We start from the raw sequence: 24,552 nt of genomic DNA, 5'->3' as shown, positions 1-24,552 counted from the left end.
AACGGTTTTCACCATTACTTTGCAAAAACCGGGCACAAGAGACGACAAACAACTGAATATTGAGATTGGGAAATTTAAACTAAGGCTTGCAGGAGGCGACCGTTGAGAATGTCGCTTTTATCTCAGACAACGGGGGCATATTGGGATTGGCTTCTTTATATATTCCGCTATCAAACCACTCATCTGACTCACCTATCGCTATGGGTTTATCAGACCACCATGGCTTAAAATGCCCGCTGATCAGCTTCAGAGCGATACGTTCTGGTGTTGTGGCGGTAATTTGCCAGCAACCCTCTCCTTCACCTTCAGCGGCTCCAGACAAAAATTGGTTTGAGCCTTCATCCCAGCGTTGTGTCTGACGAACAAAATCACCGACGTGCCAGTTTACATCAGCGTTGGCTGGAAATTGGGAAGTCAGTAAAATCGAGCCGATCACAAGAGGTGTTTTGAGCATCCAGGCTATCCTTATCTACACTGAAAATATCGACAAATTGTAACGCATGAAGCTGAAGCTTTTTAGTGCCAATTTACCCAGATTTAAGACTATTGAGTTACCTTCCAATTTTCTCTACTGATGTCCCATTTACTGCCTGGTGCAGCCGAGCATCTTTACCTGAGTGATAGCCGGCGTGATATGCATCATCATCACCACGACAACTTTTCGCTTCCCGGTTTTCCAATTTGCCAAACCCCTCGGAAATTTGCTTGTAATACAGAGACATTAGCTGTCGCTCTTCTGGTTCAACAGCAAACCGGCTGATAGTATTCCAGGCGCCACTTACCCAACCTGCACAAAATTGATCTGCGCGATTGGTTTTAGTACTGCGTTTGATGCGTTTGTTTTGTGAGGCAATAAACTCACTACGGGCTTTAACTAACTGGACACTCAATACATCGAACCCATATGCAGCAATCTGCGGTCGTTCTGTCGGACCGTAGAATGCAACAGAACGTCGATGGTTCCGCGTCCAGGTGTAATAACAATACACACCAAATGCATAACACAGCATATTGGCCAAACTGACCACGTATTCAGGGAGTTTGTTCGCATCAGACGGGCAATACTCACTCTGAAATTCCTTAATCGACTTCAGATCGATGTCCAACTCGCTCAGGCCAAATTTATGCATTAGGTTTTGAGCCTGGCTAATAGCATTAGCCGCTTCATGCTCATTCGTACTACGTTTTGCTAAATGGAGGAGTTTTTGAATTTTCTCTATGTATTTATCTTCTTCGCTATTCATTTTTATTACTCAACACTAGTTATAGTGATAACTAATTTTAATTGGGTTTTTTTCGCATCAAAAAACCGATAGTAATGGCCAGCACACCAAGCCAGAACAAGCAGTTAATAAGAATTTCAACAATAGAATCCAAACCTTTTATTAAATAAAAATCATTCTCGGAATGATTAAAAAACAAAGATATAACAAAATAAAATGCAATAATCACCATGCCAAGATAAAATGCATTTTGCTCAAAAAATCTCCCTAATCTGATATGGAAACGCCGACCCCCACCGTTTTCGATCCAGAAATAAATAGCAGCAGTAATAATACTAAGTAGTATGATGCCTATCATTCACTTCGTTCCTGTACTCTCTGTGATTTTTAATGCTGTTCCCATACAGATACATATGGAGTTCATTCAATCATTGTGTTTTTTAATTGCAACGACAAACGGTACATCAGGTGTGCCGAGAGAATTTGAATGTTCTATAACAAAACCGATTTCGTGGACTTTATCACAATCGCTATAGCCGAGTTCATACTCCTCATCCTCTGGCAAAACCTCAAATACTGAGCGTGCAAGCCCCTCTTGTTCGGCATTCATAGCGCGGTAACACTGATTCTCATGGGCAACTAAAGAACCACTGGAATGGCGCAGAAAAACTATGTCAGAGCCAAATTGACCAACGCCCTTACGCACCTGGACACAATATCCGACATGCATATCATCCCCCTGAAAATTAGGACCGGTCACAACGAATTGGCCTTGTTCCAATTTACTGGAAGGCCTAATCATTCGTTGAAAACTGTTAAGTATAATAATGCGAGCCAGAACGTGTTCTTTTGTCATTTCAGCGATGTCGCTCATCAATTACTCTCCCCAATCTGTTATCGATAGATAAGGGGCTATTTGCAAATAGCCCCTTATTCAGCATCAGAATGTAAACGTCAGTTGCGCGACTGCACCATACGTTCTGTCTGTTCCTGCCATGCCGGTGATATCAAGATGCACAACATCAAACGGGGACAAGCCAATGCCAGCAGTGAAATAAGAGTTATCGCTGTCATGAATATCAGTACGATAGCCTGCCCGCAGTTGCGCCCATTTCCAGGCATTCAACTCGCCACCTACACTAACGAATTGGCTATCTTTGTCGGAGTTAAAACGGCTAGCAGGAGTCAGATCGACATCGAGAGCTGTAGTAAAGAAACCGTTGCTGTATGCGGTTCCCAGCGTTGCCTGAGGCTTAATTTTGAACGTATCTTTGACGCCGTTGACTTCTTTCGTCTCGATACTGCGAGCAACCAGGTTCTGACCGACAAGACCAACAATCCAGTTATCACTCAGGTTGGTTGCAAAACCCACATCTACGTTGGCGCCCGTTTTATCGTTACGATAATCGCTACTACGGAAATCCGAACTGTCGTAGTTATTGATCGCAACGTTGTAATTGAATGTATAGACGCGCTGCACTTTCGGTGTAATGCCTGCTGAGAATGCGAACCCACCGACGTTGAATTCACGTGCCATCGCAACGCCTACGTCTGCAACGACAGCTGCACGGCCATTAGCAGATGACGTTAATGAACTCAGGTCAGAGCCGTTGGCTGTACCGTTTGACACCCCATCAAGCCATTGGAGGTCGCTATCTGTCACATTGGTCTTGACTGTAGCTGTTCCCCATCCCTTTGCAACAACTGCAAATGGCAGAACGCTGTTAGGAACTGCCGCGACCGTTGACGCGCCGGCATGCGCTTTCGCATGACTACCAGACAAGTCTTGCAGTGATGCGCGTAATTTGGCAGCCGACAGGCTGGTATCCCCCCCTGCGTTGACAGCACGTTCAAACGATTTCCAGTCGTTGTCGATACGATCGACACCATCCTGCAGATTATCCGGATCGGAGACCTGAGCACCCACGGCAGGTAAAATCAGGCTGAAATCATCAGATTTATCGAATTTTGTCAGCAATGCAGGGTTAACCAACGCCGCTGCACTGTAGTGTGAAGACGCAACTCCCGTTCCACCCATCGCGTCGTTACGAGCTTCAGTCCATGTTCCTGCAGCGTTAGCTGAAGCAGCAACTGCACTGATCCCCGCAATAATAAAACTGCGTGTGATTAATGAAGGTTTCATTCGTTATTTCCTATATATTAAATAAAAGTATTTATGATTATGTTTTTTAATATTCCCTGGCGCTGGCACAACATTCACTTATTATTTTTTAACAAAAGGTTCCCTGATGCTGGCACATCATTAATTATTAAAATATTTTATAAACTAACCCACTCGCCAATCTTGATGCTTTTGATATTCAACTTGATATTTATCAACAATCATAACTGGAAATACGGAACCAAAAGTCAAGGATTCCACTTGTCTCTGCGAATAAGTTAGATACCTAGTACTTTTTGTTTTTTCTCCGGGCCGACAATCAACCTCCCATTCTTTCAAGACACGATAAACCTTAATGATTGGGATCCTAATGATGCCCTGAATATCTTTCCATTCTTTTGTAAAAGCTAAAGTTACTTCATAGTTACCCACCGCACGAAAATAGGCCACCTCAATGTCATCACTCAAAACATCATGATTCAAAAAGTCATTGTCAAAAAAGTAGTTATTCGACATCGGATAGTTTTTTTCACAAAGCAGCCATTGCACATCGATTTCAAACCATAAAGCCAACTGATGTAGCACCTGGGGATTCAACAAATCCAGTGTTCGCTCAGCACTGGATAATGCCCCCTGGCTAATACCAAATGGTGCTAATAGTTGAGCTTGCTGCAGAGCACTTAACCCGAATGCATCCATTAACAAACAAAAACGCTCATAAACTCCCATCATTTTATCAGCCGTTGATGTTCGGGCTTCAGAAAGCACCCCCTCGAGAATAATGCCGTAGAGTGTTGACTTAGAGACCCCCATACGTTCAGCATGCATATCAAGAAACGCTCTGCTTTCAGGCTTGATTCTTACCGAAAACTGGCTATTACTACCATCATATTTACCATCATCTTCAGGGAATGCCTTCTCACCTGAACGCAACAGTGCAATTAACGCAGTATATGTAGGATTCATTCACTACGACTCCACGTAAAAATCATTTCAATGTAATTGAGTAATTCGCTTTAATGTACAAACGAGATTAAACAACATAATTAATCGTGTACAACAAAATAAATCGATCGGTTCGATCTAATGTATCGATCACATTAAAGTAATGTACTTATTCAATCCACGGTAAATTAACCATCCCAACTAAAAGTTATCGCGCCATAACTACAATCATTACCCCTCTATGAGGGATCGTTACCAGTCGCCATTCTTGTAAAAATGTCTGGCATATAATCCCTACCCGCTCCACTCTTGATAACGCCACAGTCGATACTCGGTAACGGCGACCACACTTAGATAAGACATTCTCAGCTAACTGCACCTGAGAGGTTCTCATCAAATGAGAGCGAAAAATGACTGATTCTCTTTTGTTTTGAAGAGCCGCGTCTAATGTAGAGACGAATGCAGTATTAAATTTTTTCAACTGATTTTTGTTGAGGTGCCCAATTCTAGAAAACAATGAAACATGAACCACTGCATACCGTCTTCTCCTATGCTTCATATATGAGACAGAAAATCCTTTGAATGGCACAAGCAGACATATAAAAAAGTAAATGGGGCAGTACAGAACAATAAATACGACAAACAAAAATACAAAAATCATAAGTGGCCACATGGGGGAATAAGTACCCAAAGCATGCAAACTGCTTAAAGAAATGGCGATATTTAACTCAATATCGCCTCTTCAGATTTAGAGTGGGTTGATCAGTATGCGTTCACTCATATTGACAGATATATGACCAGGAGGAGGGAGCCTTTCGCCATTCTTTGCAGCTATCGCTTGAAATCTGAGTAATTCAACAGATGCTACTCTTAACGCATCATCATATGTTGGGGCGGTTACCGCCAAATCATCAAAATCAGAAAATGTCATTGTTACCCTCCCACTATCATGAACTTCGATATCCGCTGGGTACGGTATGAAAATCGAAATTAGTTTCTGTGCCTGTTTCTTACGTGCATCGAGTTTACCGACAAGATGAGTCGCCCTGAGATGAGTATACCATTTTAGCATATTCATGGATTTATGCCCTGATATTGCTGCGATTTCCATAACGTTCAACGTGTCCAACTCGAACAAGCGACTGATAGCTTCATGCCTAAGATCGTGAAAATGGAGATTTTCAATAGACATGGACTGCAATGCAATACGCCACGCGCTTTTAAAACCGCTTGAAGTATAGGAAAAAACACTCCCGCATTCGTGCCGAACAAGCTCACTAATATCTTTCAGTACCTCGCGTGCTTTCGAAGACAATGGTACATCACGTGCAGAGCCGTTTTTCGTTAATGGCAGGTGAGCAATACCGAGTCGAAGGTCTATATGCTCCCAACGTAATGACAATATCTCGCCCTGCCTCATTGCAGTCTCAACAGCCAAACGAAATATTGCCAATAATTCAGGGTTTTTACCTTTAAAATAACGCATTATTTTCCGTTCTTCCTGAGAAGCTAACCTGCGCGTCCTCCCCGAAGAAACCGTTGGTTTTCTTACATTCTCAACGGGATTAGTTGTACATGTTCCCCATTCAACTTTAGCCAAATTATACAATGCCGAGAGCAACGCCATTTCAAGACGAACGGTATTGCCGCTGATAGCTTTTTTTGTTCGAGGATTAATCTGGGCCAGCCTATCATCCCTGTAGCTAGCAATATCGACTGATGAGACCTCATCCATGTACCTGTCAGCAAGCGATGACCTTTTGATAACATTTATTCGATAAAACTCCTGTAACTGACCTCTTTTATGCCGCGACACGGCAGAAAAATACTTATCCAGCGCCTTACTTAGCAGTATCTTTTTTATACGTTTTTTCATCAGAAATGTCCGTCCCTAAATTTAAAGGGAAAGACAATACCGCAGTTTGCCTAATTGGCAATCCGGTGCGTGGACTGGCATAAAAATAACGGACAAAACAATCGTGGTCGGAAACACAACTTGTTCTTCGACTACCAGGTCAGTTGCCACTTGTCCAACGGGAAAAACAGTCGGTGCCGGAGGATGGATATTAGGTTGGTATGGTCAGGGGAAGAACTCTCCAGATAGCTCCTATCCTTTAAATACAACACAATGGGTGACGAACTCTAATGGCGACAATAACTGTTTTCAGTCAGTTGTAATGTGTGAATAATCAGTTTGCCAAGTAAGTATCGCGCCAGTACTATCATGGCCTATCAGGCCAGTTGTATCGCTGATAGATGCCAGTCCCAGCGTCACCGCATCACAGGAATCGCCGGAAACAACAACGGTCTTTTGGTACAAAAATTGGTCAGCGACAACCAACTTACCAGCACTGACATCATCGGCAGCACTAACGCTTTTTTCTGAAGTAATGTCTCCTTCGACATTCAAGCCAGCGTTCTTCAGCTCGACTTTCTGTTTATCGTTATTCCATTTCAGCCAGGCTTGAATATCGTTCCCATTACGCCAGCCAAAAAAGCCATTACTCTCCAATGCCACAAATCTCGCAGCATTCACCTCATTCGCATTTACCTGTTCAGCATTATTGATGTTATTACTATTCATATCGATAGCGGTGTTCATCTGGTTATATTCCGGATGAGCATCACTACTGAAGCGATAAAGGCGATCGCTTTCTTTATCCAAACCACCAATCAGGCCGCCATTGATGGCCACTGCAATATGTCCAGGTTCTGCAGTTAACCCAAACGGGGTGACGGGAAGGGACCAGGATAATTCGGCGCCATACGCCGTACTCGCCTGTCCACCCAACTCAGTCAGGCTTGGATCGCTGATAAAACCGCCCATCCCATCGATGAGCTGAGCAACTCGACGAATACCACCTTCGTCCAACGCTTCGCCACCCGCGGTGACCATCAACGCTTCCAGTGCCGGTTTTGTTGAACCATTCACCATCCGCGCTCTCACCCCGAAACGATAGGTCTGCCTGTCCATCGTTGTTGTGCCCATACCTTCATCAAGGTATCCCGCATCAATCAATGTCTGAGCAGTGAACGGCTGCGGTAATGGTGTGGATATCCCCGCCGTACAGGTGGCAGGGGCCAACTGACATAAATAGGCATCATGTTTATCAGACACATACTTCCCAGCAGCCTGGGATACTTTACTGGCATGACGGGCAACGGTCTGGTAATGCAACTCTGTCACATAATTGCTGATCACCTGCGTGACCAGGCCAATCAACGCAATAAAAACCATCACACCGATGATTGAATCTTTGATTAAGCTACCGCGAGCAGGCTGACGCAATATGCCGCGTCGCAATTGCCCCTGTAATGACGTGATTATCGAAAACATAAGGCCACCTCTATCAGTGCCAGAGCGTAAACATAAAGCGATCCATTAATCGCTGGATATCCGTCGTGAAGGGAATAATTAGAGCACCACATCCGGCAATCCAGGGGCCAAGCGGCGTATGATCACGCGCAGTCAGTTGCATCGTCAGCGCACCGGCAGTCAGGGACATAAACAGGATCACGCTTCCAGCGACCCCTGCCCAGGCACTCAAAACCAGCCACAGCATGATGTCTCCCCGTCCGGGTAGAAGGGGGGCCAGCGACGGTCGAATAACAACAGTGATGAGCGTTGCTACCACGACCATGGCAGACATCAACATCACCGGTTGAATGATGTAGGCCGGCAACGGTGAATAATACAGAGAGAAAAAAAACAGCGGCACGGTATAGCTGTCCGGTAACCATTCTCGTTCCACGTCAGCTACTGCACACGCAAGCAGCCCAGCCAGCATCAGTAGAGGAAAGAGATTGGCACCATGAACATAGAGTGATGCCAGACTGACCAACCAGAATGGGATAACGATAAACAACAGAGTCATCCCATTCAGTACCGGCGCGGGCGGTAGTGCCAAAAAACGAGCAAACCAGCGCACATGCTGACATGCCAGCCAAGCGACTATGGCTAATCCAACAAAGAGCACAGGGGCCAAAGAAAGAAATAGCGTCAGCGTCATTTCAGTACAATACCCCGACGTTCACGCAACAGCCGTTCGTAGCGTTTCCAGATGATGTCAGCATAATTTTCACGAAGTCGATGACGCTTATCACCGAACCCGGCGTTATAGCTCCCTAAACAGTTCCAGGTTATGCCGCAGACCTGAAAATGGGATGCCAACAATCGGGTACCAATCTGAATATTCAGGCACGGCTTATCCAGAAGATCCTGCTCTGTCGAGATAATGCCTTCTCGAATCAGCTTCGGGATATTGCCTGAGTTCACCATCATCAGACCGTAATCCGCACTGCCATCCGAGTTACTCCGATTAACAGCGTGCGGATTAAAGCTACTTTCCTGTTCCATCACCGCTTCAATCAGCAATGTGTCGATGAAATATTTCACACTCGCAGCATTAATGCAGGCCACCCAGGGTTGCACCGTATATTTTGCCGGGGATTTGCCCTGAGCAACGCTGTTGCCCGGGAAATAAGCCAGCAAGATAGCCGTGATAAGCAGCAACATATTGGCCATGATTAATTAACGAGACGTGGTAATAATGACGGTTTTATCGCCACCATCGCATTGCGTACCGATCATCGTCGCTGCCGTTGATGTGCCTGTGGTGACATTGGCCGTCACCATCGCTGTGCTGCCAATAGTGACAGAATAGATAGACTCCCCGGCGTTCAGGAACATCTGCGATAGATCGCCACACCCTCCTTCAGACACACCCGTTAATGTCAGCGAAACCGAGTTATTAAATGCCGAGCCGTTTGTCCTGGCAGGAGCCAGAGAATACGTTCCGCCGTAGCGGTTGTAATAAATATCACCCGTGCGATCGACCGATGTAGGAATACCATTAACTGCACGTAACGTTGCCATTGACGCCCCGGTATACCCCGCCCTGCTCTTCAGCTTGCGAGACTGCTCCAGCATTGTGGTCACTTCCGTTTGGGTCGCACTATTCTGATACAACCCCCATAAATAAGAACCCAGTTGAAAGACAAGAATAACGACAGCAGCAGCGACCACTAACGCGATAATGGCATCTTTCAAATTGCCGCCCCGTGCAGGGCGATAGTGGGCGATGAGCCACGGTGCAATGCCGCGTTTGCGGCGAGTTGTAGCCAGAGACGTTTCCATTCAATAACCTCTTGAGAATAATTAGTATTAAAAAAACGGGATGTCGTAATACAGGTCAGAACCCCTGAGAACTTAATGTCATCGTCAGCCCCACTACGGCAAACATGACGTAAATCAGAAAAGCACCAATGATGCCGCCCAGACCAAAGGTCAGCCAGTTACTCAGTGACCGGATCCGCTCTAGTGCAACGGGCATCTGCTCCTGCCCCCAGTCATTGAGTACATCGGCAATATCGCGACTGGCACCTGCACGACTGAGAAAAATGGCACTTTCTCTGGACGGAAAGTTATAGCCACTCTCATAGAGTGCCGACCCCAAATTGCGACCGCTGCGCACACGAAAAGCTGCCGCATCGAGGCGTGCGACCAGCCACGGTGAAGCATGCTTGCTAAGCGTATTCAGGACTTCCAGTGAGAGCATGCCCGCTTTCAGCAATGAGCCGGCGCTGAGCATAAATAGCGCGCCTTGCAGTGTGGCGTAGATTGACCAGGGCGGAATGAATTCGAAAAAATGGCGACGGATAACCCCCCCACGCTTCGGAAGATTGCGAATAATGCTGAAAGTGATAATGCCGATGACAAAACATAGAACGGCCCCGTGCTCCTGCATCCCACGACTGACGCTATTCAATATGATGATATGTAACGTCCAGCGCTCCTCGGGGATCAGCTTGGACATTGCGGGCAACAGATGTTGCGATACGCCGTAGAGGATCCCTGGTATAGAGCACATGACCAATCCCATTTGGCCTAATGCTGGAACCATGGCACTGCGTATTTGCTGAATATATTTCAGCAAACTAATGGATTGGGCCAACGATTCAGACATATTGCCCGAGGCATTCCCCACCCGAAAAAGCACCGCCTCCAGTGGTGAACACCATGCCGCCAGAACGTCTTCTGGTGTGGCTATCTGATCACGTGGGCCAGGTAAGTTCATCTCAGCAAACGTACGTTTGCTGACCGCATCACTCAGTTGCTGGCAAAGCAGGCTGCCGCGATTACGCCGCTTCCCGTTATCACTGTAAATATCCCGCATGATGTCGAAAACTTCTGCCTGCGGCATACCCATACGCCAGAATGTACGCACCATCTGCCAAAACTTAATTCGTTCTGTCAGCCAAAACGTCCGGCGCATCATTGGTGCCCAGGTCACGGATAAAAACAGCAAAACCGCTAAAACCAGCAACAAACAGAAGATAGCTATCAGCAATGTCACCATGGCTAAGCGCACTCCATAAAGTCGCGATCTTCATCCGGATCTAGGTGCTCTGTGGCCATCACCAGATCAGTTTGGCCAGCCAGCAGCAGCCGCCGTAAATGCTGTCCACGGCTAAATCCGCCTGCCTGAATCCAGCGCCGACGAGCCACAAAACTCCCCTCATCCAGCCAGCTTTTCATGATGTGACGATCGGGGCGTACGATTTCTGCAACCAGGGTTCGCCCACCGATCCCCTGGTTAATCGCGGTTCCCAGCAATTGCTTCGTACAATGTTCACAGCCGTCGGGATTACGAAACCGTAACTGACTAAGCTCATCCGCATTAAACATGCGCCTGGCCAGCGTCTGATGCGGGAGAGGGATCATCTGTAGTTCAAGAGCTTCAGACCACGGTAATGAGCAGGACGGACAAATCGTATTCACCAGCGTCTGGGCAATCAACCCCCGAAAATAGGTCGGATTCGCCAGCTCACGTGCATCAATCCCCCAGTTACGCATACGGGTCAATGCATCCAGCGGATAGGTACAGTGGAGCCCAAACCAGCCGGGATGACCGCTGATAGACGTTTCCAGAGCGGCGTACGCTGACGCATAATCACGAGCCTCTCCAGTATAAATTCCATCCGGATCAAGACGCAGGGACATCACAACACTACCCGCCCAGGCTTCCCCCGCCTGATGCAGACTGAGGTTGTCAGTGTTTACAGCACACTGCACTGCGCCAAAAATCAGTCCCTCTATCGGCGCTTCCTGGGTCTGGAGGCTGACCTGCCCGTTATTTCTGGCCAGCCATCGACCAGCGAGGACCCTCTGCGTTGTCGATTTACCGGAGCCAGTAGTCCCGCACAGGCCAATCAACCCCTGTGATGTCAATTCAATTTCTTCCAGCGCCGCTTCATGCTCCGGCTGATAGCCTAAGCTTTGCAGCGTTCTGATACGTCCGCGATCGTCTTCAATTAGGCGCATCACCGCAAAAACGCCACCGTCATCGGTTGGGCGATGGCTGTAGCGCGCAGCATACAGGTTCATGTCTGCCAGAAACTCCGGTTTGACGCGCCCATCCTGAGCAACCCGCGGGTTATATCCCTGAGATTTGGTGTCGCACATGCTTTCCATCATGGTCGACAACAATGTCCCGCCTTCTTCAAAATCCGGTTCACGGATGGTGTACAACAGCCCATTGATCCGGGTACGGATCCTGCTTCCCTGGCGACGGTCAAGGTGTACATGGATATCAGAGGCGCTCATCGATATGACGTCGCGAAACATCCGACGCACATCGCGCTGTGCCCCACTGATCCCCACTTCCACGTCATGCGTATTCGCCAGCCCCCCCTGACCGAGTTCGCTTTTCATCACAAACTCAGGCGGTAATGGCTTCAATCCGGCACGACGCAGCCCGGCAAACCAGCTGACGAACGTCGGTTCTTCACGAATTTCTCGGTTAACACGTACACTCACAGACTCGTTATCAAGACGCGTGAGTGCAATATCCTCGCGGTACTGCCCAGGCACGCGACAGGCTAAATCTGCATCGGCTGACTGGTGAACATCCATCTTCATTATTGTGCTACCCCCGTCTGGATTACCTGTCCGTTGCTAAGTTCAACACCACGTGACGTAATGCTTTTCACGCGATGTTCACTACCAGGCCAGGTATCTCCTGGCTGAAGTACGATACGGCGACCGTTAAACTCAGCAGCCGCGCGGAGTTTCCTGTTTTCACTCCATATCTCTTTCAAACGCGCGGCCGTAATAGCCAGGCTTACCCCAGCGCCTTTGTTCGCTGTACCCAGCCCAACACCAGATATGGCTGAAATATCGGGCCGATTCTTCAGCGTTTGTCCTTTCAGCCGGCTTTCCGCCAGGGCGTTCTGCGCATCCTGTTTCGCCTGCTGTGTTTTTATCAAATCAATTTCCAGCTCAACGGCTCTTAGCGTCTCGACGGTTGGCTCATCAGAAACAAGGACGCCTCCAGAAGGAACGGGACTGATTTCAGTCACATCAGAAGCCAATACCGATGCCGTAAACAGCAACGGAAATAGGGAAAAAACTTTCATCATGGTGCATTTCCTTCTGATGCAACGCTGCCCTGGGCCTGAGCACGACTGTATGCCGTACCATCCCATGACCAGGTCAGTGACCGCTCCCGCCCCTCAACCTTCAATCCGATGCGCGTCAAACGGAGTCCCACGGCAGATAATCCTGCAAGCTGGAATGAGGGGGCTAAACGAGAGGTATGAGAAAAAGCAAATGTGCTCCAGTCCTGGATCCATACAACCTGATCATCCAGCGGGGTTGATGTTGGAGGAACACTCTGAAGTGAGGGTTGGATACCCCGAGACTGAAAGAAGCTCAGCAACCGCCGACGCAGTGGTTCGCTGTCAATCACGCGATCGTCACCACCGCCCGGAAGCGCGGGATAGGAAAATGCAATCTGCGCGGTATCCCCGCTCTCATCGATAAAAACAGCCGGAGAGCCAGGAAGATACTGCACAGCCTGGATCAGACGGTTGACCGTCGCCAATCGGCTGTCTTTTTCCCGTACCCATGTCGTCATGACACCATCTGCCCGGCAGTCGGCAGAGGACAACGGCCAAAAACCCAATTTCAGGGGAAGTGCGTCCAACTTACGTTCGCAGACCGTTAGCAACGCCTGAGCCGATGGCTGCATCGCCCACGGATGGGGCAAAACACGTTTTTCTTTTTGAGAAAACTCGCTATCCCCTACTGCCATAGCGGCCAGCTTTGCTTTTGCCGCCTCGGCCTGACGGGCAGACCAGTTCTGCCAGTACTGCACACCCCACATCCCCGCAATGCCGACCACAAGCAGCACCGGCACGCTAATCAATAAGGTCCGCCGCATTCTGGCAGGACACGTCAGTCGATAACGCGCAGGCCAGTCGCGACGTCGCGACGGCAGGATATCAGCAGGTACCGCCGGTGCCTCAGGTGTGGAGGCGACATTCCATCCCGTATCTGGTATTGGAGTGAGCGCAATAAATTCACTGGTGATAGCGAGCATATCGTCGCGCGTACCGCAGATGTCGCCGTTAAGTGCCGGAATGCCACTGATGGTCGCTAAAAAAACGAATTCGTCGTCACCGAGCTGGACAACACCATACCCATTCTCCCCTGTCCAACTCGTCGCCAGTGCGGCAAGTGACCACAACCGCCCAGGCCTCCATGGGCAAGCGCCCGTGACCGCTGGCGCACCAGAATGAATATCGGCCCCTTTATTGAGCCCGCGCATGGGGTTTAGCTTCAGAGATAACACATCGCGTCCAAATCGCCGGGAAGCCTTTTCAGACATCGGTTCCCAGCGTAATCCCGCAATTAACCCACCATTTTCATGAGGTACAGTAATCACGTTATCGTCCTCACATCAGCACGGGCGTAACAGCGATAATCAGCGTAACGTCATCCGTCTCACTGGATTTACCACCGCCGGCGACAGTGACGTCAGGATCAAATGCCCCTTCGCGAGAGGCAGTCAGATTACGGGAGTTATAGCCACTGACGATCAAGGTCTGACCTGGTTTCAGGTTAACCCGCTCACTTAAGCTACGTACGGTGGTATACGGCATCTCCATTTTAGTTCTGCCGTCTTCAGACGATTCACGGCGTAATTGTGCCGGATCGGAGTGGCTGAAGTTAAATTGCAGTTGAATATCCCCTTCATCGCGAATATCCGGTAACAGCGTCATTTGCGTCCCTGTAGTGATACTTCCTGGCTCCATATCGGTTGTGGCATAGTTCTCAGATACCGTTGTCTTCTGGTTTCTCAGGTAAACCATTTGTCCTGCGATCTGAAACGGTGCGGGGACCAGATTGGTGGTCGTCGCCTCATGCGCCATCACAACAGACACCTTGCCTTGCGTCTCTAGCGCTCGGAATAACGCCGTTGTTCCTGCAAATTTCCCATCAACAACATTGATACCCGCAGATGAAACAGCGGTAGTTGCCGTTGGCGTACCCGCCAACGTTAAGCCAAAGCGATCGAGACGCTTACCCACGACAGACCAGTCCAGTGATGTCTGGCTGGAGCCCTTACGCTGAACCGAATAGACGCTCACCATCAACTTGACCATCCGATTCATACGCACATTCAGGCTGTCGATATAACTCTCGACTCTATCCAATACCTGGGGAACATCTGTCACAACCAGTTCGCCCGTTGAACCAGACAGATGCCAGCTTCCGGATGAGCTGACCATCGATTTGATGGACTGACCGATATCATTATGAATTTTGCTTTCCAGCTTGACGCTCGTGCTTTGTCCGGAATTTTGGCTGCCACTGACCGAGCTGCTATCACCACCGGCTGTCGAACTGCTGGTTCCCGTTAAGTTAGAGTTCATCGCCGTTTCGGCATTGAGAACCTTGAGACGGTAAGTTCGCGTATCCAGGTAATACAGCACCACCTGACTGTTTTCGAATTTCCAGTTAAGTCCCAAGCGAGAGGTAATCTGATCCAACGCCCCGCCTAGCGGCTCCCCTTCCCAACTAATATCCGTAATCAGCCCTGCACCGATATTCGGTGAAAATGATTGAGTAGACGTTACGCCGCCAATACTACCAAGTGCGGGACGCCCACCTTCATCTGGACGAGGAAGCGCCCCCTGGATAGCGCGAGTCGCCCCTACGCCTCCCTGTGATGCTGGACCGGACAGCGCGCTCATGGCATCAGGCGTTATCACGACAGGGAACCCACAACTGCGGGTAATACGCTGCCCTACTTCATACAAAGACAAGCTGCCATCAATAATCAATGTCAGGCTGCATGGCGGCAACTTAACCTGTTGCGCGCGAGCGCTGACACGAATAGGACGGGGATTAACCCAGGGCTCATCGACCCAGACCAGTGAAGGTGAGGAAGGCTGCTTGAGAGATAATCCATGCAACTGCTCAGCTGTCCGGATATCCCGCTCAGCTTGATCATCCGCATCACGAAATCCTTTGGTAGCACAACCATTCAGGACCGTAGAGACGAGCAATGCCAACGCAACGTTCCGGTAAGTAAAATGAGGAGTAAATTGTGACATCGTCCGTCTTCTCTTAGTTGATGTATACCAACGAGCCTTCCGTGACACTGGCAGGCAATGGAACTGACCAAGGGGCAGGGTCAACCAGAGTATTCACTCGGCCGTCGCTGATACGAGCCAGAAGCCGCGAGTCACGGGATAATTCACGTAACACCTTGGCCATAACCGGTTTTTCTTTTGCCCACACAACAACCCGTCCGTTATGTTCGGTACAGTAAATGTCTGGGTTATCTTCCAATCCAGGAATCGAAAGTAGATTTGAGGGGCGGTTCCCGGGACATAAAGACAAAACGTTTATCCCCTGAGCCTTCAACCTGCCAAGCGTGTTGGCCGTCTGCAGCATGTGGCGCGCAGTGGAGGTTTCGATGACCGAATCACTCAACGCGTCACCGGCAGAGCGAGCCCCTTGATACCCGCCGATCAGGACTAAAAACGCCATTAACACCAACATGCCCTGCATTACTTCTCTCCAGGTTTATCAGAGACAGCAACAACGCATTGGCTGCGATTAGCACGACCGTAGAGCGGCGTATCAACCTTTCCTGGGCCATACAAAAAGAAAATGCGCTCTAGTAGTGCATCAAAACTGCCATGGATGACTAAGCGAGCAGAAATGGGGTAGTCAACATTAACGGGCCAAACAACAGTCCATTTTCCGCCGTATGGACACTCAACAGTGGATGCCTGACGTGTCAAAAACTCACGTAATGTAATACCCGGTTCTGCTTTCCAGACCGGGATAATGACAGGGATGGGCTTAGGTTCCGAAGCCAAAGACGGAGAAACTACTGGCGTTGATACCACCGGAGAAACGGTTGCAGGGATCGTTTTAGACGGCGTCGAAAGCAGCTTTGTCGTTTCCTCTTTTTTCGGCGACTGCGCAACAGGAGCCGGTAGTAAGGCTGTAGTCGGTGCCAAGGTGGATTTTGCAGCCGGAGCTGGAATAACTGAAGATTTGACCGGTGATGGTTGCCCAGACAACGGGAGCATTTGGGCAGCAACAGAAGGCATCGGTATAACAGCAGAAGATACCGACGTGTTCGCAGATACAGGGGTCGTTGCACCCGCGACTAAAGGCTTACTGCCTGTCGCAACTGGCGACGGTGTCATCAACGTAGGAACAGGCAAGGGTTGACTGCCCGGTTTTAACATGCGCGTTGTCGTCTGCGCCCCTGAGCCCGTAAAGGGAGTTCCGGAAGTCTTCGGCGTCGTTGAAATGGCCGATTTAACAGGTGCGGTAGACAATGCAACGGAGGCGGCTGGCGCAAATGAACGGTATTCATCGCGAAGCACAAAACAGATCTCCCGATTCACATCATCGACACGCAGTCGCCATGCAGGACCGGCAACTATCTGCAACGCTTCACTGAGACGAACCGGGCCAATATTGCGTTGTACGCCTGGCAGCGGACGCCCAAGTAGTTCAGAAAACATTGATGAAGACGAAGGGCATAGCGAATAACCAGACTCTAACAACAAATACCGAAATCCATCCCCGACGCTACGCACCAGTTGCGGGGGCATCGTGATGTCGATCATTTGATTGAGTGGATCGCGTTGTGAATCCGCAGGGCGGGTGCTGACCAGAGTATAGCGATCATAGCGCACAACCTCAGGTGAACGATTTTGATAAATGTCGTTCACTCTGGGAGACACATTCTGACGGGAAACTGAAGACGTTGTTGTCTGTTGAGCACATCCAGCTACCAACATTGCTGCAGCAGAAAGGCATGCCAGCGTTGGCGTATTTCGAGGGTGCCGCAAAGGTCTTGTCATCAGTCTCCACCGTTTAAGAGTAATCTCAATCAGGTGGTTATTCTGCCGACAAGCCCAAACAGGACAACGCTAAACTAAAAACGAGCCCAGAAAAGAAAAACGCTGACCGAAGCCAGCGTTAGCTGCCCATTGCCACATGGGATGGTTAATTTGGCCAGAACTCGGCGTACAACACCTCTTCTACTGTCCAGATTTGTTCATCCGGCAAGTTTTCAAGCTGTGTTTCATCCGTAGCGATGGCAACTGCTTTAGACCAGATAACATCATACCAATCAGGGTCATTCAGCTTGGTTTTCAAACTGGGAGACTCTTTCAACGCATACGCAACATCTTTACGCTGCGCTTTGACCGTCTTTTCCCAGCTCGAACCACGACGTTCCGGTTGATATTTCCATTTCAGCAGGTGAGCAATCAAGACAGCCATGCGGCTTGCCAGCTCCCGTTGTTCGCTCTTACCCACGTCTGCAATCTCCTCCGCGATATTCTCGCAGTCGATCTCTGAAAACTTACCGGAGCGTAAAAGTTCCGCCTGTTCATTAGCCCAGGCGACGACATCAGTCTCGTATCGAATATGAGTAGTCATTTTACCCCCGAAGGATCACAGACAAAGTAAGTGTTTTACTAAGTCTGTCATGTAAAAAAGCACCAGTCAAAGACTGGTGCTAGTGTTTACGAAACGGCGTAGATTGCCTTGCGACATACGCCATAACCAAACCCAAGGAACGGGATATCATCGTCAAAATCCATCGGCGGTTCATTGCCTGCTGAACGTTGAGACTGAGGGGGACCACTCTGCGCCGGTGCAACTGGCTGCTGAGGTTTTCCCCATGCAGTACTGGCTGCACTTTGGTTGTTACTTCCAGCGTTAGGACGAGAGCCTAGCATCTGCAATGTGCCGCCAACGTTAACGACAACTTCAGTCGTATAGCGTTCTACCCCAGCCTGATCAGCCCATTTACGCGTTTGTAATGAACCTTCAATGTAAACCTGAGAGCCTTTGCGAAGATATTCGCCAGCGACTTCAGCGAGTTTCCCGAAAATCACCACACGGTGCCATTCGGTCTTCTCTTTCTGTTCACCACTTTGCTTATCCCGCCAGGTTTCAGAGGTCGCTAATGTCATGTTGGCAACTGCACCACCATTCGGCATATAGCGAATTTCAGGATCCTGACCGAGATGGCCAACTAAGATAACTTTGTTAACACCGCGTGAAGCCATAATTTGTCTCCTTTTACATTGAAAAACACCCCGCAAGCGAGGTGTTTATAATGAGTACCAGTTATCAGAATGAATTATTCGCATAGGATTTAGCCGCAGCGGTACCATTATTCTGAGGAGGCACGGAGTCAGATTTTTCAGCTTTATAGACCTGTTCTTGGCCTATCTTAATCCAGTCAACCTTAATCAATCGGGCCTTCTGGCTAACACGCTGTTCACCGGCATGGTCACCGGATTTTAATGTAAAAATCTCAGCAGAGAGATTGCTCAGTGTGAATCCGATAAGAACTTTCTGATCCTCATCTGACGCCTTTTGGCAGCGTGCGATCAGGTCAGTCGCCTCTTTACCAGCCACAGTGACATCAAAACGAACATAGTTCGCTTTATCTGCCGGACCACTTAAAGCATTAATGACACAACTCAGGAATTGTCCTGATGTGCCAGTAACGTGACGAATATTACTGACATATCCCAATCCATTAATCAGAAGATTAAAATATTCTGATTTACCAGTTTGAGAATTGTTTTGAGCTTGGTTGTTGTTATTTGCAGACATAATGTATTTCTCCATGGAATGTTAATTTATTCGACGAAAAATACATTCCCCTTGAGGGAATTGTATTTCCCGTCAAGGGTCAGGATCAGCTGTTATCCTGACTTGTCTGGTTAGTTAAGCGGAACCTTCATCACCACGCTCGTAGAGGCGTTTAAATTACCTGATGACATTTGCTCTCAAAGGATGGCAAATTTGCCGCGTTTCTTAATCACGCCCTTTTCCTTGCAGGCTTTGGAAAAGTGATTCAGTCACCCGAAGGCGATCTTCACAGACTGATAGATCATTGGTGGTCATCAGAGATGACGAGTAAGCACGGTCATTTTTAAATCACTGAGCAATATCGTCAAACCTAAATTGTTTACGCGTCAGTGAAAATAAAAACGGCACCCGAAATGGATGCCGTGGAGGAACAACAACAGTTTGTAAGAACGCCTGACCAATGCTACTGGTTCAGCGGCAATCGAATGCCTATTCGCCCCTGTTCGACGCTGGGTACGTCTGGCTCGGACTGTTCTCGCCATGGCCAAAAAGCCAATGCAGAGTAGTCGTTATTGAATGAAAATTAACGGAAAAACCATTTACTACTCTGCGAAAATTAAAACGGTGTCGGTTTTATCCGACACCGTCTAACAGGGTGTACCATATCCCTGAGGTCTTCAACGTAGCTCCGGGGAAATTTCCCGACGCGCTTTTCACGGAGGGTATGCGTCTTACAGATCGACTGAGTGTGCGGTAGCCATCTGTTGGGCTGGTAGCGATCAGTTCCCCGTAAGAACATCACACTACCTCGTAGCCTTCGAGGTACAAAGTGCATCAAAGCGACATTACATTATCAAATATGTCAAATGTCAGGTAGCTGGTTTATTCTTAGTTTTCAGATTTTTCTTACCCCTCTTACCTTTTGTCCCTTCGCTAATGATCCCTTTACAGAGCGGGTACTTCACACACCCCCAAAACACACCATTATCACTGTTTCTTTTTCTCATTATCCCACCACACTGGGGACACAATGGAGAGACTGGTGCCGTCAACTTAATCGCTTGTTGACGCCCCCTATCTACTAATCTTAATGTCCATTCTTTTTGCTTTTGTAAAAATGCATCCAACGACATGCGTCCTTCAGCAACATCATCCAATGCCTGTTCCCAAAGCGCTGTCATGCCTGGATTAGTTAGAGCCTCTGGTAATTGAGAGATTAGCTCTCTGGCCAGCTGCGTTGAATAAATGAACTTTTCACGCCGTTTTAGGTAATTACGCTTAAATAGTACATCTAATATATTTGCACGAGTAGCCTCGGTACCCAGCCCCGCATTATCACGTAAAATTTTCTTTAATGTCGGATCACTAATAAAACTAGCTGAATTCTTCATTGCATCAATCAATGTGCCATCAGTAAATCGAGATGGCGGTTTAGTCTGTTGGGCTTTAACTTCACAATCCAATACATTACAAATATCACCGTTATGTAAAACAGGAAGGCTCCCTTGACTTCCATTTTCATCAGATTGAATATCGGGCTCTTTATCATTGAAAAAGAGTTTCTTCCATCCAATAACGACACTCACCCTACCTCGAGTTTTAAATAGTTGCCCACCTAAATTAAATGTAACATCTGTAACATCGGACTCATGGAGAGGAAAAAACTGAGCAAAATAATGCAGACGAATGAGTTGATAAACATTCAACTCATCATCTGATAATTTGCTTATATCGAAGGGTTGTTTCGTAGGAATAATTGCATGGTGAGCAGAAATTTTTTTGTCATTCCAGATACGGGAAACAAAAGAACGATCAGCATCTTTAATAAGTGATGTGGCGGCAGGATCTGACTGTAAAATAGCGGAAAGCACATCGCTCACCTCCCCTTTCATGGACTCAGGCAAGTATCCACAATCAGTTCTGGGATAAGTCGTCGCTTTGTGAACCTCATAAAGTGACTGAGCGATTTCTAATACCTTCTGGGCGATCATTCCCCATTTATCAGAACAGGCTTTCTGCAACACGCTCAAGCTAAAGCATAACGGCGCTGGCGTTTTTTCTCTCTTAAGTAACACATCAACGACAGATGTTGTTGCTGTTTGCTTGCAGAGCTGCTCCACTGCAAGGGCTGCATTATGCTGAATACAGCGCTTTTCATCATCGCAATATCCAGCAGCTGGTACCCATTGAGCTCTAAAGGTCATTCCGGCTTTTTCAATATCAGCAAACACCTGCCAGTAGGGCTTAGGAGAGAAATTCTCAATATCGCTATCTCTCTGGACAACAAGCGCCAGTGTTGGGGTTTGAACTCGTCCTATAGACAACAGCTCATCGATACCTTGTTCTGAAGCTTTAAGGGTATATATTCGAGTTAAATTCATACCAATCAGCCAGTCAGCCTTGCTACGCCCCATGCCAGCATAATAAAGACGAACTGTTTTCTCGCCTGGGAGAAGGTTATCTAATCCCTTTCGGATGCTGGCATCGTCAAGAGCACTAAGCCACAGACGTTTTACATTCCCAGTAAAATGACAATAATCCAATAGCTCTCTCGCCAGTACTTCTCCTTCTCTATCGGCATCTGTCGCAATAACAACTTCATCTGCCTGTTTCAGTAATCGACTAATTACAGCGAATTGATCAGCAGAACTTTGCTTAACAACCATTTTCCACTCTGTTGGCAGAATAGGTAGAACATCCATACGCCAGGGTTTGCCGAACTGAGCACCGTATTCTTCAGGTGAGGCGACTTCCAGAAGATGCCCAAACGCCCAAGTTACGACAGTTCCGGTGCCTGATAAAAAACCTTTCCCTCGTTGAGTTGCACCGATAAAACGGGCGATATCTCGCCCCTGGCTCGGCTTTTCACAAAGAAAAAGTCGCATCATTCTCCCCCACGCAACGGTGATGAGAATGATGAGCGAACGTGGCCAGACATAATATCGGGATCTGGTTCGCCGAAACGCTCTATCGCTTTAATACCAACGGGTGTTTTAGATAAAATGTCGCTTCGAGTAACATTGAATGATCTATAACCCTGCACCAAATGATAAATTCGTCTTACTGCATAACCATTATTGTCGAGGTATTTATCCCTCTGCGCCCTGGAAATTAATCCGTAGTGAAAGGCCTGAAACACCCTCATTGCAAGCTGGTCATATCCAACCAATAACCATACACAACGGTAGCCAAGAGGCGAACGGCTATACACGCCAATATTTAACGGAGAAACAGAGCGCACATCGGTTAATGAAAGCGTTTGAGGGATCGCTTTTAAAATCCCGGATAGTTCGTCAACATCAGACTGTATTTTTTGGCTCGATACACCCAGAGCATTTTCCAACTTAACTAACAATGCATCCGCATACGGGTTGTCAACTGACGAATCATTGTTTGCCACGCCAGCAACAGCAATAACCTGAGGCATACTAAAGATCGTAAAAAATCGGGGGCGCTCTTTTTGTTTTTTTGCCAAATCCTCGCCTGCATCTTCCTTTCTGCGACCATCCCATAATCGAATCGCGTAATGGGTATGGAGTTCAAGGGTCAAAGATGATTTCAATGCGCCGGAACGGGATTCTCTCTCACGGACAGGTTGAGTGGCAGAAGATGAAGTGACTGGCTCTGATGAAGCGGGTTCCTGATGTGTGTCATTATTCACACCATGATCTAACTCTGACATCGCTAACTCCTTGTGCTGACCTAAAGTATTTCTGATATGGGTTAGAAATATTCAGGGCAAAGGAGTAACCAGCTCAATTCCAAACCAGTTTTACAGATCTATAAATATCCACAAATGAAACAAACAGGATGGTGTGGTTATTTTTTAACCAAACAACGTTCACCACCCAAAATCACGCCATTCCAGTGCCTGAATCCACAAAGTGGTCACTTTTCAGTCACTGTTGCCCGGGGCAACAGTGACTGTTTTTTAACCGACTAAACGTCATCATCCAAAATCACGCCATTTTGTACCTGAACTCACTGATTGGTTATTTTTTAATCGCTGCTGCGCGGCGCAGCAGCGCCTATTTTTTAACCAACTCAACAATCATCCAGCCGCACACTTCCGTCGTATCTCAGCCAGTACACTCTGAACATGCGCTTTATCAGAAATTTTCACAGCTGGCTTAGACATAGCATCACTTACCGCCGTAGAAGTTTGGGCCTGAACAGGCGGTTTAGACGCTCTTTGGGTAAAGAGTTTTCCGTCACGGGCCCGTTTTAATACGGCCAGTAGCCAGCCAATTGGATTATTTAGCCCTCCGTCAGAAAGTGCTCTTTTCAGGGATTGCAGCACCTGTTCGGCTTGTTCACTGGTCAGTGCCTGAAGTTGTTCTGTCGCCATGCTACGGTCATCAAGTGACAGCAATTGCTCAAAGGCGCCTGGCAGTACGTACGTATTTCTTTTTACACAGTGTGTATTACTACGTACGTAACGGTTCGGATTCCGAACTGAGTGACAACCCCTTGAAATACCACTGAGTTCGGATTCCGAACTAGGTGATTCATCCCCTTCTGGATGACTGAATTCGGATACCGAACTCAGTGGATTTGTATCCGAACTGTGTGACTTTTGTCTTAGTTCGGATTCCGAACTGAGGTGACGAACACTCTGTCTGGCTGCCATTTGTTGTGGTGTTTGGACGGAACCAAGGCGACTTTCAATAAGCGCAATACGACTATGACGATGTCGCATCGTTGTATCATTTTTGATCTCGTTCAGAACTTCCCATGCTGTCTGGCTGATAGTTTTGTTTTTATTCCTGCACGCTTCAGCAACCGTGTCCAGCCAGCCCGGATCGAGAATCTCCGCATCACGAAATGAAAGGGGTTCATCATGCTGAGCATAAATGTTCCCGCGGACACGTCCCTTTTCATCGCGAACGCGTTTGCACAAACTTAACCAACCAGTGATCCTCAGCATCAGCAGTACGCGGCTAATGGTTTCCCGGGATGCTCCGCCTTTATGTGGGGAAGCCAGTTGAAGTTGTAATTCATCATAGGTGGGAAAAATTGCGCCCTCATTTTGCTGGGCATACAAACGGATCATCATCCAGGCCATCTTATCAAGAGGAGATAGCTGAGTGTCTAACAGTAAGCGTCTGGGGTATGCATCATGTACGTTCCCCATATAAAGCAGCCCGCTACGCAGCTGTCCCGCGTCATCACCGGGTATTCGCTCAGCTAACCGGAGGTTCATCTTCTCAACGGAGTAAGCTATCAGGCTGTCTGCCGGCAGATTCATATCATTATTATCCTTATCGCTGACGGTTTCTTATCCGTCTGCTGGCTCGCGATGAAAAACATCAATGCACTTGTTTCTGCAT

At 47.9% G+C, this 24,552-nt stretch carries 23 protein-coding genes and 2 pseudogenes; 1 reads left to right on the top strand and 24 read right to left on the bottom strand.

Going from position 1 to position 24,552, the window contains the following annotated elements:
- Positions 1-79: 79 nt before the first annotated feature.
- The 7 genes from DCX48_18215 to DCX48_18185 all read right to left on the bottom strand — a co-directional run bounded on the left by DCX48_18215 (position 80) and on the right by DCX48_18185 (position 6,166).
- Positions 80-454 carry a hypothetical protein gene (locus tag DCX48_18215; protein QXE16272.1) on the bottom strand — a complete coding sequence of 125 codons (375 nt, stop codon included), beginning with the start codon at positions 452-454 and terminating at the stop codon, positions 80-82.
- 97 nt (positions 455-551) lie between these two features.
- Positions 552-1,250: a DUF2786 domain-containing protein gene (locus DCX48_18210; protein ID QXE16271.1), complete on the bottom strand. Its 699-nt coding sequence runs from the start codon at positions 1,248-1,250 to the stop codon at positions 552-554.
- Between the two features lie 31 nt (positions 1,251-1,281).
- A complete protein-coding gene (locus DCX48_18205; protein QXE16270.1) occupies positions 1,282-1,581 on the bottom strand; it encodes a hypothetical protein in 300 nt (99 codons plus the stop codon).
- Positions 1,582-1,647: 66 nt separating this feature from the next.
- A complete protein-coding gene (locus tag DCX48_18200; GenBank protein ID QXE17299.1) occupies positions 1,648-2,088 on the bottom strand; it encodes a plasmid protein in 441 nt (146 codons plus the stop codon).
- Between the two features lie 75 nt (positions 2,089-2,163).
- The gene (locus DCX48_18195; GenBank protein ID QXE16269.1) at positions 2,164-3,366 is read right to left on the bottom strand and encodes a conjugal transfer protein TraF; all 1,203 of its coding nucleotides are present in this window, start codon (positions 3,364-3,366) and stop codon (positions 2,164-2,166) included.
- 144 nt (positions 3,367-3,510) lie between these two features.
- Positions 3,511-4,311 carry a hypothetical protein gene (locus tag DCX48_18190; GenBank protein ID QXE16268.1) on the bottom strand — a complete coding sequence of 267 codons (801 nt, stop codon included), beginning with the start codon at positions 4,309-4,311 and terminating at the stop codon, positions 3,511-3,513.
- 727 nt (positions 4,312-5,038) lie between these two features.
- Positions 5,039-6,166, bottom strand: a complete 1,128-nt coding sequence (locus DCX48_18185; protein ID QXE16267.1) for a site-specific integrase — start codon at positions 6,164-6,166, stop codon at positions 5,039-5,041.
- A 58-nt stretch (positions 6,167-6,224) separates the two neighbouring features.
- On the opposite strand from DCX48_18185, the pseudogene DCX48_18180 reads away from it, so the two are divergent.
- Positions 6,225-6,479 (top strand): annotated as a pseudogene (locus tag DCX48_18180) (shufflon system plasmid conjugative transfer pilus tip adhesin PilV).
- A gap of 2 nt (positions 6,480-6,481) precedes the next feature.
- Here the strand turns inward: DCX48_18180 and pilV are convergent.
- From pilV to DCX48_18095, 17 genes and pseudogenes are all read right to left on the bottom strand, one after another.
- A pseudogene (gene pilV, locus DCX48_18175) lies at positions 6,482-7,627 on the bottom strand (shufflon system plasmid conjugative transfer pilus tip adhesin PilV).
- A gap of 13 nt (positions 7,628-7,640) precedes the next feature.
- On the bottom strand, positions 7,641-8,300 hold the full coding sequence (locus tag DCX48_18170; protein QXE16266.1) for a potassium transporter TrkG: 660 nt from the start codon (positions 8,298-8,300) through the stop codon (positions 7,641-7,643).
- Positions 8,297-8,815 (bottom strand): pilus assembly protein, encoded by a 519-nt coding sequence (locus DCX48_18165; protein ID QXE16265.1) that lies wholly within the window; start codon positions 8,813-8,815, stop codon positions 8,297-8,299. The genes DCX48_18170 and DCX48_18165 overlap by 4 nt, the downstream gene beginning before the upstream one ends.
- A 6-nt stretch (positions 8,816-8,821) precedes the next feature.
- Positions 8,822-9,427 (bottom strand): pilus assembly protein PilX, encoded by a 606-nt coding sequence (locus DCX48_18160; GenBank protein QXE16264.1) that lies wholly within the window; start codon positions 9,425-9,427, stop codon positions 8,822-8,824.
- A gap of 55 nt (positions 9,428-9,482) precedes the next feature.
- On the bottom strand, positions 9,483-10,520 hold the full coding sequence (locus tag DCX48_18155) for a pilus assembly protein (protein QXE17298.1): 1,038 nt from the start codon (positions 10,518-10,520) through the stop codon (positions 9,483-9,485).
- A 131-nt stretch (positions 10,521-10,651) separates the two neighbouring features.
- Positions 10,652-12,211, bottom strand: a complete 1,560-nt coding sequence (locus tag DCX48_18150) for a pilus assembly protein (GenBank protein QXE16263.1) — start codon at positions 12,209-12,211, stop codon at positions 10,652-10,654.
- Positions 12,211-12,711 (bottom strand): type IV pilus biogenesis protein PilP, encoded by a 501-nt coding sequence (pilP, locus tag DCX48_18145; GenBank protein QXE16262.1) that lies wholly within the window; start codon positions 12,709-12,711, stop codon positions 12,211-12,213. Before pilP ends, DCX48_18150 begins: the two co-directional genes overlap by 1 nt.
- A complete protein-coding gene (locus DCX48_18140; GenBank protein QXE16261.1) occupies positions 12,708-14,018 on the bottom strand; it encodes a hypothetical protein in 1,311 nt (436 codons plus the stop codon). Before DCX48_18140 ends, pilP begins: the two co-directional genes overlap by 4 nt.
- A gap of 10 nt (positions 14,019-14,028) precedes the next feature.
- Positions 14,029-15,693: a PilN family type IVB pilus formation outer membrane protein gene (locus DCX48_18135; GenBank protein QXE16260.1), complete on the bottom strand. Its 1,665-nt coding sequence runs from the start codon at positions 15,691-15,693 to the stop codon at positions 14,029-14,031.
- Between the two features lie 13 nt (positions 15,694-15,706).
- A complete protein-coding gene (locus DCX48_18130) occupies positions 15,707-16,153 on the bottom strand; it encodes a pilus assembly protein (protein QXE16259.1) in 447 nt (148 codons plus the stop codon).
- Positions 16,153-17,469: a pilus assembly protein gene (locus tag DCX48_18125; protein QXE16258.1), complete on the bottom strand. Its 1,317-nt coding sequence runs from the start codon at positions 17,467-17,469 to the stop codon at positions 16,153-16,155. Before DCX48_18125 ends, DCX48_18130 begins: the two co-directional genes overlap by 1 nt.
- A 145-nt stretch (positions 17,470-17,614) precedes the next feature.
- Positions 17,615-18,052, bottom strand: a complete 438-nt coding sequence (locus tag DCX48_18120; GenBank protein QXE16257.1) for a DUF29 domain-containing protein — start codon at positions 18,050-18,052, stop codon at positions 17,615-17,617.
- Positions 18,053-18,138: 86 nt separating this feature from the next.
- Positions 18,139-18,687 carry a single-stranded DNA-binding protein gene (locus tag DCX48_18115; protein ID QXE16256.1) on the bottom strand — a complete coding sequence of 183 codons (549 nt, stop codon included), beginning with the start codon at positions 18,685-18,687 and terminating at the stop codon, positions 18,139-18,141.
- A 64-nt stretch (positions 18,688-18,751) separates the two neighbouring features.
- Positions 18,752-19,243, bottom strand: a complete 492-nt coding sequence (locus DCX48_18110) for a DUF3577 domain-containing protein (protein QXE16255.1) — start codon at positions 19,241-19,243, stop codon at positions 18,752-18,754.
- An 848-nt stretch (positions 19,244-20,091) separates the two neighbouring features.
- Positions 20,092-22,107 (bottom strand): DNA topoisomerase III, encoded by a 2,016-nt coding sequence (locus DCX48_18105; protein ID QXE17297.1) that lies wholly within the window; start codon positions 22,105-22,107, stop codon positions 20,092-20,094.
- Positions 22,107-22,784, bottom strand: coding sequence for a TIGR03761 family integrating conjugative element protein (locus tag DCX48_18100; protein ID QXE17296.1), 678 nt, complete (start codon positions 22,782-22,784; stop codon positions 22,107-22,109). Before DCX48_18100 ends, DCX48_18105 begins: the two co-directional genes overlap by 1 nt.
- A 489-nt stretch (positions 22,785-23,273) precedes the next feature.
- Positions 23,274-24,470 (bottom strand): helix-turn-helix domain-containing protein, encoded by a 1,197-nt coding sequence (locus DCX48_18095; GenBank protein QXE16254.1) that lies wholly within the window; start codon positions 24,468-24,470, stop codon positions 23,274-23,276.
- Positions 24,471-24,552: the final 82 nt, after the last annotated feature.

It is taken from the genome of Pectobacterium atrosepticum (assembly GCA_019056595.1).
GTDB classification, from domain to species: domain Bacteria; phylum Pseudomonadota; class Gammaproteobacteria; order Enterobacterales; family Enterobacteriaceae; genus Pectobacterium; species Pectobacterium atrosepticum.
The sequence above is the reverse complement of the archived record's forward strand: the minus strand, read 5'-3'. Positions and strand labels throughout refer to the sequence as shown.

Bases quoted from the DNA above. Each gene is read 5' to 3' on its own strand.
- DCX48_18215 (QXE16272.1), bottom strand. From the start codon at position 454: ATGCTCAAAACACCTCTTGTGATCGGCTCGATTTTACTGACTTCCCAA.
- DCX48_18205 (QXE16270.1), bottom strand. From the start codon at position 1,581: ATGATAGGCATCATACTACTTAGTATTATTACTGCTGCTATTTATTTC.
- DCX48_18195 (QXE16269.1), bottom strand. From the start codon at position 3,366: ATGAAACCTTCATTAATCACACGCAGTTTTATTATTGCGGGGATCAGT.
- DCX48_18190 (QXE16268.1), bottom strand. From the start codon at position 4,311: ATGAATCCTACATATACTGCGTTAATTGCACTGTTGCGTTCAGGTGAG.
- DCX48_18185 (QXE16267.1), bottom strand. From the start codon at position 6,166: ATGAAAAAACGTATAAAAAAGATACTGCTAAGTAAGGCGCTGGATAAG.
- DCX48_18170 (QXE16266.1), bottom strand. From the start codon at position 8,300: ATGACGCTGACGCTATTTCTTTCTTTGGCCCCTGTGCTCTTTGTTGGA.
- DCX48_18165 (QXE16265.1), bottom strand. From the start codon at position 8,815: ATGGCCAATATGTTGCTGCTTATCACGGCTATCTTGCTGGCTTATTTC.
- DCX48_18160 (QXE16264.1), bottom strand. From the start codon at position 9,427: ATGGAAACGTCTCTGGCTACAACTCGCCGCAAACGCGGCATTGCACCG.
- DCX48_18155 (QXE17298.1), bottom strand. From the start codon at position 10,520: ATGGTGCGTACATTCTGGCGTATGGGTATGCCGCAGGCAGAAGTTTTC.
- DCX48_18150 (QXE16263.1), bottom strand. From the start codon at position 12,211: ATGAAGATGGATGTTCACCAGTCAGCCGATGCAGATTTAGCCTGTCGC.
- pilP (QXE16262.1), bottom strand. From the start codon at position 12,711: ATGATGAAAGTTTTTTCCCTATTTCCGTTGCTGTTTACGGCATCGGTA.
- DCX48_18135 (QXE16260.1), bottom strand. From the start codon at position 15,693: ATGTCACAATTTACTCCTCATTTTACTTACCGGAACGTTGCGTTGGCA.
- DCX48_18130 (QXE16259.1), bottom strand. From the start codon at position 16,153: ATGCAGGGCATGTTGGTGTTAATGGCGTTTTTAGTCCTGATCGGCGGG.
- DCX48_18125 (QXE16258.1), bottom strand. From the start codon at position 17,469: ATGACAAGACCTTTGCGGCACCCTCGAAATACGCCAACGCTGGCATGC.
- DCX48_18120 (QXE16257.1), bottom strand. From the start codon at position 18,052: ATGACTACTCATATTCGATACGAGACTGATGTCGTCGCCTGGGCTAAT.
- DCX48_18115 (QXE16256.1), bottom strand. From the start codon at position 18,687: ATGGCTTCACGCGGTGTTAACAAAGTTATCTTAGTTGGCCATCTCGGT.
- DCX48_18110 (QXE16255.1), bottom strand. From the start codon at position 19,243: ATGTCTGCAAATAACAACAACCAAGCTCAAAACAATTCTCAAACTGGT.
- DCX48_18105 (QXE17297.1), bottom strand. From the start codon at position 22,107: ATGCGACTTTTTCTTTGTGAAAAGCCGAGCCAGGGGCGAGATATCGCC.
- DCX48_18095 (QXE16254.1), bottom strand. From the start codon at position 24,470: ATGAATCTGCCGGCAGACAGCCTGATAGCTTACTCCGTTGAGAAGATG.